Below are 12,659 nucleotides of genomic sequence, written 5' to 3'. Positions count from 1 at the left end.
AAACCGCCCGTGGAAAAACCACCATGCGAGGCATCACACAGGGCCACACAACGTCTGGACCCCGACGCGGGACAAGCCTAACGTCGCGCGCATGCTGCGCTATACGCTCAAACGCCTTGTGTCGCTGATCATCAGCTTGGCCATCGCGAGCCTGGTGATTTTCTTTGTGATCGAGGTCGCCCCGGGCGACCCGGCGCAATTCATGCTGGGGCTCAATGCACAACCCGATACGGTCGCGGCGCTGCGGGCCGAGCTGGGGCTGGATGTCCCGAAATGGGAGCGCTACCTGAATTGGGTCGGCGGCATGCTGGCGGGCGATTTCGGCACCTCCTATACCTATCGCACCCCGGTGGCCGAAATGATTGCGGACCGGCTTTGGGTGTCGTTGCCGCTGGCGCTTTATGCCCTGACCCTGTCGACGCTGATCGCCTTTCCGGCGGGGATCTATGCCGCCGCCCGGCACGGTCATCCCGGCGATGTCGCGGTGATGGGGGCCACGCAGCTGGGCGTGGCGATCCCGAATTTCTGGTTCGCGATGATGCTGGTGCTGATCTTTGCGATCAACCTGCGCTGGTTCAGCGCGGGTGGATTTGCCGGATGGGATGAGGGATTCTGGACCGGCATCCACTCGCTGACCCTGCCCGCGATTGCGCTGGCGCTGCCGCAGGCGGCGATCCTGGCGCGGGTCATGCGGTCGTCGCTCCTGGACATACTGGGCGAGGATTTCATGCGCACTGCACGCGCCAAGGGGCTGAGCCGCCGCCAAGCGCTCTGGCGGCACGGGGTGCGCAATGCGCTGATCCCCGTGCTGACGATCATCGGGCTGCAATTTGCCTTCCTGATCGCGGGCGGCATCATCATCGAACAGGTGTTTTATCTGCCGGGGCTGGGGCGGCTGATATTTCAGTCGATCAGCTCGCGCGATCTGATCGTGGTGGAAAGCGTCGTGATGCTGCTGGTCTTTGCCGTGATCGTGGTCAATTTCCTGGTTGATCTGGCCTATGCCGCCGTTGATCCCCGGCTGAGGTCGCGCACATGAGGCGCAATCTGATCGTGGGTGCCGCGCTGTCGTCGATCGTTGTGGTGGCGGCCCTTTTGTCTTTTGTCTGGACGCCGTTCGATCATGCGCAGATGAACATTCCCGAACGGTTGCAAACGCCCAACGGGGTGCATTGGCTGGGCACCGATCATTTCGGACGCGACATCCTGTCGATGGTGATGGTGGGCGCGCGCACCTCGATTGCCGTAGCGCTGGTGGCGGTTGGCATCGGGATGTCCCTGGGGGTGCCCCTGGGGCTGGCGGCGGCGGCGCGCAAGGGGTCGTGGCTGGATGAGCTGATCATGCGCGGCAACGATCTGATCTTTGCCTTTCCGTCACTGGTGATCGCGATCCTCATCACCGCCGTATTCGGGGCAAGTGCCGTAAACGCGATCATCGCTATCGGGATCTTCAACATCCCCGTCTTTGCGCGCATAACCCGGGGGGCCGCCCTGTCGCTGTGGGAGCGGGAGTTCATCATGGCCGCGCGCGTGTCGGGCAAGTCGGGCCCCCGCATCAGTGTGGAGCATATCCTGCCCAATGTCGCGAATCTGCTGATCGTGCAGGGGACCATTCAGTTCTCACTGGGTATTCTGGCCGAGGCGGCGCTCAGCTATGTCGGCCTTGGCGCGCAGCCGCCCACGCCCAGCTGGGGCCGGATGCTGGCCGATGCGCAGACGATGGTCAGCCTGGCGCCGCATCTGGCGCTGGTGCCCGGCGTGGCGATCATCCTGACGGTGCTGGGGCTGAACCTGATGGGCGACGGGCTGCGCGATTATCTCGACCCCCGGCTCAGGGTGGCCAGGACATGAGGTGCGTTCAGCGAATCGGAGGGCGGCGCCCGGTCCGAAGGGTGGGTGCGAAAGCGCCCGCCCCGTGGGGGCGGATCGGGCGCTGCCCGGCGGTACCGCCGGGCGGTCCGTTTGTCTGGCGATCATCGCAAAGGCCACTCGCATGACGCTTCTGGCCATAAAAGACCTCTCCCTCACCATCCACGGTGCACCGATCCTCAAGGATGTCTCGCTGTCCATCGCGCCGGGTGAAATCCACGCGGTGACCGGCGAAAGCGGCTCGGGCAAATCCATGACCGCCTTTGCCGTGATGCAGCTTTTGCCCAACGGGGCAAAGGCCACCGGCACCGTCACATTGGATGGCACCGACATCCTGTCGGTGACCGAGGCACAGATGTGCTCGATTCGCGGCAGTGATGCGGGCATGGTTTTTCAGGAGCCTATGACAGCCCTCAACCCGGTCAAGACCATCGGCGATCAGGTCGCTGAAACGATCCTGATCCACAAGGCCATGCCCCCGGCCGCAGCCAAGGCCCGCGCGCGCGAGGTTCTCACCCGCGTCGGCCTGCCAGAGAACCGCTTCCCCCTCTCGCGCTATCCGCATGAGCTGAGCGGCGGGCAGCGCCAGCGCGTGGTGATCGCCATGGCTATCGCGCTGCGCCCGAAGCTCCTGATCGCGGATGAACCGACAACGGCGCTGGATGTGACCACCCAGGCGCAGATCCTCGACCTGCTCAAGGGGCTCGTGGCCGAGGAAGGCATGGGCATGCTGATGATCACCCACGATCTGGCCGTGGTCGCCGACATGGCCCACCATATCACCGTGATGCGCCGGGGCGAGGTTGTGGAAAGCGCGCCCACCGGGCAGCTGCTGGCAGGCATGCGACATGATTACACCAAGATGCTCTTTGCGGCGTCGAAACATCAGGTGGATCTGCCCGAAAGACCCGCACCCGCCCCGCTGCTGGAGGTGCGCAATGTCAGCCGCGATTACCGCCTGCCGCGCACCGCACTCTTCACTCCGCCGGGCATGTACCGCGCGGTGAGCGATGTCAGCTTTACCATCGACCGGGGCGAGCGGCTGGGCCTGGTGGGAGAATCCGGTTGCGGGAAATCCACGCTGACCCGCGCCATTCTGGGCCTCGAAGAGGTGCAGGCCGGTCAGATCCTGCTGGGCGGCGAGCCGGTGTTCACCGGTCACAAACCTAACCTTGCGGTGCGGCGCAAGATGCAGGTGGTGTTCCAGGACCCCTTCGGCAGCTTCAATCCCCGCCACCGGGTTGACCGGCTGATCACCGAGCCGTTTCACCTGCTGCCCGACCCGCCTACAGGCACTGCCCGCGACGCCGCCATCGCCGAGGCGCTGACCGCCGTGGGCCTGACCCCGGGCGATGCCCGCAAATACATCCACGAGTTTTCAGGCGGGCAGCGGCAGCGCATCGCCATCGCCCGCGCCCTGATCATCCGCCCCGAACTGATCCTGTTCGACGAGGCGGTCAGCGCCCTGGACGTATCGGTGCGTGCGCAGATCCTGGATCTTCTGGCCGATCTCTGCCGGCAATACGATCTGACCTATCTGTTCATCAGCCACGACCTGACTGTTGTGCGATCCGTCACCGACCGTGTCCTGGTGATGAAATCAGGCGAGATCGTCGAACAAGGTGCCACGCCAGATGTGTTCGCCAATCCCCGGCACCCCTATACGCGCGACCTGATCGCGGCGGCTCCGGTTATGCCGGATGTGACCGAGGGTGCGGCGTGACAGACAGCCTGGGCATCCGCCCTCTTGCCTGGACCGAACGCGCGTGGCTCAACCGCCATGCGGTTGCCAATTTCGCCGAACTCGCGCCAGAACTGCCGCCTCCAGACATCACCCATTACGACCGGTACTGGTCAGATGATGACCGCCACCCGCTTGCCATTCTCAAAAACGGTCATCGCATCGGTTTCGCGATGATCCGCAGGACCAAAGGGCAGGTGTGGGAACTGGCCGAAATCTTCCTTGAGCCGACACATCGCGGCGCAGGGCTTGGCCGCAAGGCCGCCCGCGCCATCTTGTGTTCCAAACCGGGGGCTTGGGTTCTGGGCGTCGCGCGGCGGGGCAACGCGCGCGCATTTTGGGAGGCCACGCTGCGCGATGCGGACTGGCTTAACGCGCTTGTCAAAGATACACCCTTTTACCCGGCGCAGTCTTACAGCTACACCTTCGTGACCCATCCCCTGATAGAGGACCATCGCGAATGACCCATGCCCTCTGGTTCGATCCATCGCTTTGCCTGGTAGGCGGGAGCTGGGTACCAGCCGCGAACGGCGAAACGCTGGCGCTGATCAACCCGTCGGACGGGTCCAATCTGGCGCGGATCGCGCGGGGAACGGCCCCGGATGTCGACCGCGCAGTGTCAGCGGCCCAAGACGCCCTGCAAGGCGACTGGGGCGCGATGACCGCGGTGGAGCGGGGGCGGATCCTGACCCGGCTGGGGCAGATCGTTCTTGACCGTGTCGACGATCTGGCCGCGATCGAGGCCGCCGATGTCGGCAAACCCCTGACCCAGGCGCGCGCCGATGCCGTCGCCCTGGCGCGGTATTGCGAGTTCTATGGCGGGGCGGCGGATAAGGTCATGGGCGAGACGATCCCCTATCTGGACGGCTACACGGTTTATACGCTGCGCGAACCGCATGGCGTGACGGGCCACATCGTGCCGTGGAACTACCCGATGCAGATCATCGGCCGTTCGGTGGGTGCCGCGCTTGCAATGGGCAATGCCTGCGTTCTGAAACCGGCAGAAGAGGCCTGTCTGACCGCGCTGGCCTTTGCCCATCTGGCGCAGGAAGCGGGCCTGCCCCCGGGTGCGCTGAACGTCATTCCCGGTCTGGGGGCCGAAGCAGGGGCTGCACTTTCGGCCCATCCCGGCATCCACCACATCTCCTTTACCGGGTCGGTGGCGACGGGAGCATTGGTGCAGGCGGCGGCGGCGCAAAACGTGGTGCCGGTCACGCTGGAGCTTGGCGGCAAATCCCCGCAGCTGGTCTTTGACGATGCCGATCTGAACGCGGCCCTGCCCTTTCTTGTCAATGCAGGCATCCAGAATGCGGGCCAGACCTGCTCGGCATCGTCCCGCGTTCTCGTTCAACGTGGTGTTTATGAGGCGGTGCGTGACGCGATGGCTGCCGCCTATCGCGATCTGAGCGTCGGACCAGCGGCCGACGATTTGCGCCTGGGGCCCCTGATCTCTACCCGTCAGAAAGATATCGTCGACGCGTTTCTGGCCAAAGGTGCGGATCTGACAATCGCAGGCCAGGGCCACGTGGTGGCATCCGCGCCCGACACCGGGGCTTATGTCACGCCGACGCTTTTTGCCGATGTGCCGCCCGATCATCAGCTTGCCCGCGATGAGATTTTCGGCCCGGTTCAGGTGCTGATCCCATTCGAGACCGAGGAAGAGGCCTCCGCCATCGCCAACGCCACCGATTATGGCCTTGTCGCCAGCATCTGGACCCGCGACGGCGCGCGCCAGATGCGGCTGGCCAAAAAACTGCGCGCGGGCCAGGTGTTCATCAACAATTACGGTGCGGGCGGCGGGGTTGAGCTGCCCTTTGGCGGGGTCGGCAAATCCGGCCATGGGCGCGAAAAGGGGTTCGAGGCGCTTTATGGCTTTTCGACCCTGAAAACCGTCGCCGCCTATCACGGGTAGACCGATGTATATAACCGTCAACGATGTGCGCTTGTTCGTGGATATCGAGGGGCCCGGCCTGATCGCCGATGGCCCCGCGATGCGCGAAAAACCGACGCTGATCACGGTCCATGGCGGGCCGGGTGCTGATCATTCGCTTTATAAACCGGCGTTTTCAAAGCTGAGCGATCTGTGCCAGATCGTCTATTACGACCAGCGCGGCAACGGGCGCAGCGAGGATGGCGACCCGGCCCTCTGGACGCTGGATCAATGGGGCGACGATCTGCACGGCTTGTGCCAGACGCTGGGTATCGACCGGCCCATCGTCTTTGGCGCGTCCTTTGGCGGGGTCGTGGCCCAATCCTATGCCACCCGTCACCCCGGCCAGGCGCGGGCACTGATCCTGGCCTCGACCACGGCCCGTACTGAGTTTGAGGTGATCTATGATGCATTCGCCCGGTTGGGCGGGGCCGAAACGGGGGCGGTCGCGCGGTCCTATTGGTCCAAGCCCACGCCGGAGGGGCGGCAGGCCTATTTCGAACGGTGCCTGCCGCTTTATACCCTTCGCGGGCTTGACCCCGACGCGATGGCGCGGCTGATCGTGAAGAACCCTGTGGGTATGCATTACAACGGCCCTGCCAGCGAACAGGGCCGGTTCGATTTCCGCGCCGCCCTGGGATCTGTGACCTGCCCGACGCTGGTTCTGTCGGGCGACCGTGACCCGATCATGCCCCAAAGCTTTGGCGAGACGCTGGCGCAAGCCTTGCCAAATGCCCGTTTTGAACGGATCGAAGACGCCGCGCATATGTTAAGCATTGATCGGCCTTCTCTCTTTTTTCGCCATGTTCGGCAGTTTATCGAAGAGATTTCCACAACCGAATGAACCAAACGCCCGGAACGCCCTATATCCCCACTCATGTCCAACTGGTCCCTTGATCCGATACGCGACTGGCTGCTGGCCAAGGGCCGCCTGGCCGACACCATGGACGACATGACCAAAGGTCTTGCCGAACAGATGATCGCGGTGGGCGCGCCGGTCTGGCGGGTGCGGCTCGCCATCCGCACCCTGCACCCGCTGATCACCGCCATGAGTGCGGCATGGGAGCGTGACGACGGCCTCATACCATCGCCCGATGCGGCGCACGGCCTCGAATCCCGTCCCGCCTATATCGCCAGCCCGCTTGCCGTGATCGCGGAAACCGGGCAACCATTCCGCCGCAGGCTGGATCGCGCATTGGCACCCGAAGACCACATCGTTCTGCATGAGTTGAAAGAGCGCGGTGCCACCGATTACTATGGGCTGCCTCTGGAGTTCAGGAACGGGGCCGGGGGTATTGTTGTCTTTGTGACCGACCATGCGGGCGGTTTTGAGTCCGACGATCTGGAACGGCTTCGGCACGTGGCCGCGCTGATCACGCCCGTGGTCGAGGTCTTTCGGCTGGACCACAGCGCCACCGCGATTACGGACGCCTATCTGGGACCGCGCACTGCGAAACGGGTTCTGTCGGGGCAAATTACCCGTGGCCATATTGAGACCATTCAGGCCGCGATCCTCGTCAGTGACATGCGCGGCTGGACGGCCCTGAATGCAGAGCTGGCGCCTGATGACATCGTCTGCATCGCCAACCGGTATTTTGAGATCCTGGGCGATGCAATCGCCAGCCACGATGGCGAAATCCTCAAGCTGATGGGCGACGGGCTTCTGGCGATTTTCCCGGGCGAGGATATGGGGCAGGCCTCGGACAATGCGCTAAGCGCTGCGCTGACCGCACAAGCCACGGCCCGTGCCGACCCGCCACTCGGCGTTGCATTCGGGATCGCCATGCATGTGGGCGACGTTCTCTACGGCAATGTCGGATCCGAAGCGCGTCTGGATTTCACCGTGCTTGGCCCGGCGGTGAACCTTGCCGCGCGTCTGGAAGGCCTGTGTGCCAAATATGGGCAGGAGATCCTTTTCTCCGAACCCTTTGCGCACGCCCTCGGGACCGCAACACGCAAACTGGGCTCTGAGCCGCTCAAGGGTCTGACTGCACCTCAGGCGGTCTATTCGCTTTTGGATGGCTGACCCCCCTTGCCTGACCCGGCGCTTCGCGGCATCGTCGCGCCAAACGGAGGGGTGTCCATGCAGCTTGAGGGAAAAACAGCCATTGTAACCGGCGGCGCGTCCGGTTTCGGCGCGGGCATTGCCCGGGTGTTCGCAGAGCACGGTGCCCGCGTGATGATCGCCGACATCAACGCAGACGCAGCGAAAGAGACGGCCCGGGAACTGGGCGATCAGACCATGGCTCAGCATGTGGATGTGTCGGACGGCGCCTCTGTCAACGCGATGGCGGAGGCTGCTCTGGGTGCCTTCGGTCATGTCGATATCCTGGTCAATAACGCAGGCATTACCCATATGCCCACCCCGCTGGAGGATGTGAGCGAGGCCGATTTCGACCGCGTGCTGAACGTCAATGTCAAATCCGTCTATCTGACTGCCCGTACCTTGGTCCCGCATATGAAATCGCGCGGGTCAGGGGCGATCCTGAATGTGGCGTCCACTGCCGGCCTCTCTCCCCGCCCCAACCTCAACTGGTACAACGCCTCCAAAGGCTGGATGATCACCGCGACCAAGACCATGGCGGTTGAGCTGGCGCCCAAAGGCATCCGCGTCAACGCGATCTGTCCCGTGGCAGGTGAAACACCGCTCCTCAAAAGGTTCATGGGCGAGGATACACCCGAGATGCGGGCCAAGTTCCTCTCCACGATCCCGCTGGGCCGCTTTTCCACGCCTCAGGATATGGGGAACGCCGCGGCGTTCCTGTGTTCAGACGCGGCCTCGATGATCACAGGCACCGCGATGGAAGTCGACGGGGGGCGCTGCATTTGAGCGGACTCAGCCTTGCGCGGAAACTCCAGCCGTTGGAAAATGGAAATGTGTCGAGTGCGCTCCGCGATGACAATATCATCGCGGCGCGGTCTCAGGGCAGCCTTGCCGATCGCCCCTATCAGACCGAAGATGACGTCTCCCTCGTCTTGAACGAAACCATAGAGGAGGGGGTTACAGGCTCCGCCACCCTACCTGTGCACGCAGCACAGCCCTTTGTCATGTCGAACGCAATAAAGCGTCGCCTGCGTGCTGAAACGGCGGGGCACATCCCGCTGATCGATCCTCTGGCCGCGCCAAACATCAGTCACCGGCACACCGAAGCCCAGCCCTGATCCGCGCGCCTTTCCTGCCTGAAGTACCATATAGTCCAAAGGTTCCCCATGCATCCCGGACCCCGAAACCTGATCACCGACATCCCTACATTGCGGGTGGGCAATGCCCGCGACGATACCCTGAAGTCCGGCGCGACTGTCCTGACAGCCGATGCGCCCTTCGTCGCTTCGGTCAATGTGATGGGCGGTGCACCGGGCACGCGGGAAACCGACCTTTTGGCGCCCGACAAAACCGTCACCGGTGTCGATGCGCTCTGTCTGTCTGGCGGATCGGCCTACGGGCTTGATGCCTGCTCCGGCGTCGTCGATGCGCTGCGCGCCGAAGGCAAGGGCCTGCGTATCGGCAGCGCCACGATCCCTCTGGTTCCCGGGGCGATCATCTTCGACCTGCTCAACGGCGGAGAGAAGGGCTGGACCGATAACCCCTACCGCGCGCTCGGCCGCGCTGCATATCAGGCCGCCGCGTCAGAATTCGCGATCGGCAGCGAAGGCGCCGGAACCGGCGCGCTGACGGCGATGACCAAAGGTGGCCTCGGCTCCGCCTCCCTGGTGCTGCCCGACGGCACGACCGTCGGCGCGCTTGTGGCCGCCAATCCCATCGGCAGCGTGACCACCCCCGGGGACCGCCACTTCTGGGCCGCCCCCTTTGAAATCGAGGGGGAGTTCGGCGGCATCGGACCCGATCCCTCCTCCGGACTGGGCCGCGACCTCGACAGTCGAAAGATGGCCGCCATGCTCGGCGCCCCGCAGAGCCGTGCCAACACGACCATCGCCATCGTCGCCACAGATGCAACGCTGACCAAGGCCGAGTGCCAGCGCATGGCAACCGCCGCCCATGACGGCATCGCGCGGGCCTGTGTGCCGGCACACAGCCCCAGCGACGGCGATCTGGTCTTTGCCCTTTCAACCTCCGACAGGCCGCTGCAGGGCTCTGAACGCGCCCTGACAGCGATCGGACATGCCGCCGCTCTGTGCCTGGCGCGGGCGATCGCGCGGGCAATCTATCACGCACAGCCCGCAGCGGGCGATATCTTGCCCTGCTGGAGCACCCTGAATGCCTGACCTTCCCCTCGACGATATCACGCTGCATTACGAGGTTGACGGGAATGGCCCGCCGCTGCTCCTGCTCGCGGGAATGCTGTCGGACAGCGCCAGTTGGACCCCTCTGGTCGATCCCTTTTCAAAGGATCACACCCTCATCCGTCCCGACAATCGCACGACGGGGCGCACGACGCCTTGGAACGCCCCGGTCAGCCTTGCCCAAATGGCCCATGACGCGCTGGGATTGATGGACCACCTGGGCCATGATCGGTTTCATGTGGCGGGCCATTCGATGGGAGGACGCGCCGCCATCGAACTGGCAGCGCTGGCCCAGAGCCGTATCGCTTCTCTCACGATCATGGCATCCTCGCCCCAAAAACTGCCCCGATCACTGGCAGTCTTCGATAGTCTGTGCCAGATCCGCGCCACACCGGATGGAGAGACGCTCTGGCTCAAGGCGCTGTATCCATGGGTGTTCGGCCCCGCGTTTTTCGAGATACCCACCAACGCCCGCACCGCCCTTGTGGCCGCCCTCGCCTATCCGCACGCACAAAGCAGAGAGGCCATGGCCCATCAGATTGACGCTCTGCGCGACGACACCCCAACCACCGAGTTGGCCGATCTCGCCTGCCCGGCGCAGGTGCTCTATGCTCAAAACGATGTGCTGATCCCGCCCGGCCCGGCCCTCGCGGCATTCGACGCACTCCCCAGAGTGGTGCATCACATCATCCCAAATGCGGGCCATTCGATCCACTGGGACGCGCCGGATGCCGTCGCCCTCTATCTGCGCGACTTCATGCAGGCGCACCCGGCCTGAGCTTCTTCTTGCCAAAAATACGAACACCACACACATGGCCCGCCGTCGGGCACGCGCCCTGTCAGGCGCGTCCAGGGAACCCTACCAGCGTGGTGTCGTGTTTGACGGTCCGCGACACCTCCGACATGATGTCCATCGCGGTCAGACCCGCATCCTGATACATCTCTGCCGGGCTGGCTTGATCAATGAACCGATCCGGCAGGCACATCGTGCGCAGCTTGAGCGACCCATCAAGCAACCCCTTTGCCGCCATCGCTTGCAGCACAAAGGCACCAAAGCCGCCCATCGCGCCCTGCTCGACGGTAATCAGGGCCGCGTGATTGGCGGCAAGCGACGCAATCAGATCCATATCCAGCGGCTTGGCGAACCGGGCATCCGCCAATGTCACCGAAATGCCCTCTGCTTCCAGCATCGCGGCGGCCATCTCGCATTCCGCCAGATGCGTCCCGAAACACAAAAGCGCCACATCGGTCCCTTCGCGCAGGATCCGGCCCTTGCCGATCTCTATCACCTCGCCCCGATCCGGCATCTCGACACCGGTGCCACTGCCCCGCGGATAGCGGAACGCGATGGGTCCCTCATCATACTCGGCCGCCGTGACCACCATATGGGCAAGCTCGGCCTCATCCGCGGCGGCCATCACGACCATGCCGGGCAAAGCGCCCATGTAACCGATATCGAAAGCGCCCGCATGAGTGGCCCCATCCGCCCCCACCAGACCGGCCCGGTCTATCGCGAACCGCACCGGCAACTTTTGCAAAGCCACATCGTGCACCACCTGATCGTATCCGCGTTGCAGGAATGTGGAGTAGATCGCGCAGAAGGGCTTGAGTCCAGCCGCCGCCATCCCGGCGGCAAAGGTCACACCATGCTGCTCGGCGATGCCCACATCAAAGACCCGCGCCGGGAACCGATCCGCCATGATGTTCACACCGGTGCCGGACGGCATCGCAGCGGTCACTGCCACGACACGCGGATCACGGGCAGCCTCCTGTGTCAGCGCCTCGCCGAACACGGTGGTATAGCTGGGTGCATTGGCCTTGGATTTCGCCTGCACGCCGCTGGCCACGTCGAACTTGGCCACGCCGTGATACTTGTCGGACGACCCCTCGGCATGCGCATATCCCTTGCCCTTGACCGTACAACAATGGATCAGGACAGGTCCGGTCGCCCGCGTGCGCGCCGCACGCAGCACACTCAGAAGCTGGCCCATGTCATGCCCGTCAATCGGACCGATATAGTCAAAGCCAAGCTCTTCAAAGAACGTGCCCTGACCTTCGATACCGGTCACCATCTCGCGCGCGCGTTGGGCACCCAGCCGCATCGGTTCGGGCAGGAATCTCTCCATATCCTTGGCCATCGCATCCAGAATGGGCATCGGCCCAACCTGGGAAATCCGGCTCAGGTATTCCGACATCGCGCCCACGGGCGGGGCAATCGACATCTCGTTGTCGTTCAGGATCACGAACAGGCGCCGCCCCTCGGCGCCTGCGTTATTGAGCGCCTCATAGGCCATGCCTGCACTGATCGAGCCGTCGCCGATCACCGCAATCGCATCGCCCGTTGGCATCCCCATATCGCGCCCCACGGTAAAGCCCAGCGCCGCGGAAATCGAGGTCGAGCTATGGGCGGCCCCAAACGGATCGTATTCGCTTTCGGCGCGTTTGGTGAACCCGCTCAGCCCGTCTTTCTGGCGCAGGGTGCTCATCCGGTGGCGGCGGCCGGTCAGGATCTTGTGCGGATAACACTGGTGCCCCACATCCCAGATCAGCTTGTCGGCGGGAGCATTGAACACAGCGTGGATAGCCACGCTCAACTCGACCACGCCAAGGGACGACCCCAGGTGACCGCCCGTCTCCGAGACCGAGGAGATCACCTCCTGGCGCAGTTCGTCGGCCAACTGTGACAGCTCCCTATCGGTCAGGGGTTTGAGGTCTTGCGGGCCTGCGACACGATCCAGAAGCGGGGTGCGTGTGTGGGACATGGATCAAGAACCTTTCCATAAAAGAACGAAGGCGCCGCGTGGGTTGGGAGCGCTCCCACCCACGCGACGCCCGTTTCCTGTAGCCAACAGGAAGGGAACCGGGGCGTTGAGACCC

12 protein-coding genes are annotated in these 12,659 nt (G+C 63.9%); 11 read left to right on the top strand and 1 reads right to left on the bottom strand.

Annotated features, from left to right (window positions below; translation table 11 throughout):
• The first annotated feature begins 91 nt into the window (after positions 1-91).
• The 11 genes from HEP69_RS11970 to HEP69_RS11920 all read left to right on the top strand — a co-directional run bounded on the left by HEP69_RS11970 (position 92) and on the right by HEP69_RS11920 (position 10,560).
• A complete protein-coding gene (locus tag HEP69_RS11970) occupies positions 92-1,039 on the top strand; it encodes an ABC transporter permease (RefSeq protein ID WP_290558765.1) in 948 nt (315 codons plus the stop codon).
• On the top strand, positions 1,036-1,851 hold the full coding sequence (locus tag HEP69_RS11965; RefSeq protein WP_290558764.1) for an ABC transporter permease: 816 nt from the start codon (positions 1,036-1,038) through the stop codon (positions 1,849-1,851). Before HEP69_RS11970 ends, HEP69_RS11965 begins: the two co-directional genes overlap by 4 nt.
• 142 nt (positions 1,852-1,993) lie before the next feature.
• Positions 1,994-3,592: a dipeptide ABC transporter ATP-binding protein gene (locus HEP69_RS11960; protein ID WP_290558763.1), complete on the top strand. Its 1,599-nt coding sequence runs from the start codon at positions 1,994-1,996 to the stop codon at positions 3,590-3,592.
• On the top strand, positions 3,589-4,074 hold the full coding sequence (locus HEP69_RS11955; protein WP_290558762.1) for a GNAT family N-acetyltransferase: 486 nt from the start codon (positions 3,589-3,591) through the stop codon (positions 4,072-4,074). The genes HEP69_RS11960 and HEP69_RS11955 overlap by 4 nt, the downstream gene beginning before the upstream one ends.
• Positions 4,071-5,522, top strand: coding sequence for an aldehyde dehydrogenase family protein (locus tag HEP69_RS11950; RefSeq protein ID WP_290558761.1), 1,452 nt, complete (start codon positions 4,071-4,073; stop codon positions 5,520-5,522). Before HEP69_RS11955 ends, HEP69_RS11950 begins: the two co-directional genes overlap by 4 nt.
• Before the next feature lie 4 nt (positions 5,523-5,526).
• Positions 5,527-6,384, top strand: a complete 858-nt coding sequence (locus HEP69_RS11945; RefSeq protein ID WP_290558760.1) for an alpha/beta hydrolase — start codon at positions 5,527-5,529, stop codon at positions 6,382-6,384.
• A 33-nt stretch (positions 6,385-6,417) separates the two neighbouring features.
• Positions 6,418-7,566 (top strand): adenylate/guanylate cyclase domain-containing protein, encoded by a 1,149-nt coding sequence (locus HEP69_RS11940; RefSeq protein WP_290558759.1) that lies wholly within the window; start codon positions 6,418-6,420, stop codon positions 7,564-7,566.
• Positions 7,567-7,623: 57 nt separating this feature from the next.
• Positions 7,624-8,370: an SDR family oxidoreductase gene (locus HEP69_RS11935; protein ID WP_290558758.1), complete on the top strand. Its 747-nt coding sequence runs from the start codon at positions 7,624-7,626 to the stop codon at positions 8,368-8,370.
• A gap of 47 nt (positions 8,371-8,417) precedes the next feature.
• On the top strand, positions 8,418-8,702 hold the full coding sequence (locus HEP69_RS11930) for a hypothetical protein (protein ID WP_290558757.1): 285 nt from the start codon (positions 8,418-8,420) through the stop codon (positions 8,700-8,702).
• A gap of 48 nt (positions 8,703-8,750) precedes the next feature.
• Positions 8,751-9,764 carry a P1 family peptidase gene (locus HEP69_RS11925; RefSeq protein WP_290558756.1) on the top strand — a complete coding sequence of 338 codons (1,014 nt, stop codon included), beginning with the start codon at positions 8,751-8,753 and terminating at the stop codon, positions 9,762-9,764.
• Positions 9,757-10,560: an alpha/beta fold hydrolase gene (locus HEP69_RS11920; protein WP_290558755.1), complete on the top strand. Its 804-nt coding sequence runs from the start codon at positions 9,757-9,759 to the stop codon at positions 10,558-10,560. Before HEP69_RS11925 ends, HEP69_RS11920 begins: the two co-directional genes overlap by 8 nt.
• A 61-nt stretch (positions 10,561-10,621) precedes the next feature.
• Here the strand turns inward: HEP69_RS11920 and dxs are convergent, their stop codons facing one another.
• Positions 10,622-12,544 (bottom strand): 1-deoxy-D-xylulose-5-phosphate synthase, encoded by a 1,923-nt coding sequence (gene dxs / locus HEP69_RS11915; protein WP_290558754.1) that lies wholly within the window; start codon positions 12,542-12,544, stop codon positions 10,622-10,624.
• Between the last annotated feature and the right edge of the window lie 115 nt (positions 12,545-12,659).

It is taken from the genome of Aestuariivita sp. (assembly GCF_021404545.1).
Classification (GTDB): Bacteria; Pseudomonadota; Alphaproteobacteria; order Rhodobacterales; family Rhodobacteraceae; genus Aestuariivita.
The sequence above is the reverse complement of the archived record's forward strand: the minus strand, read 5'-3'. Positions and strand labels throughout refer to the sequence as shown.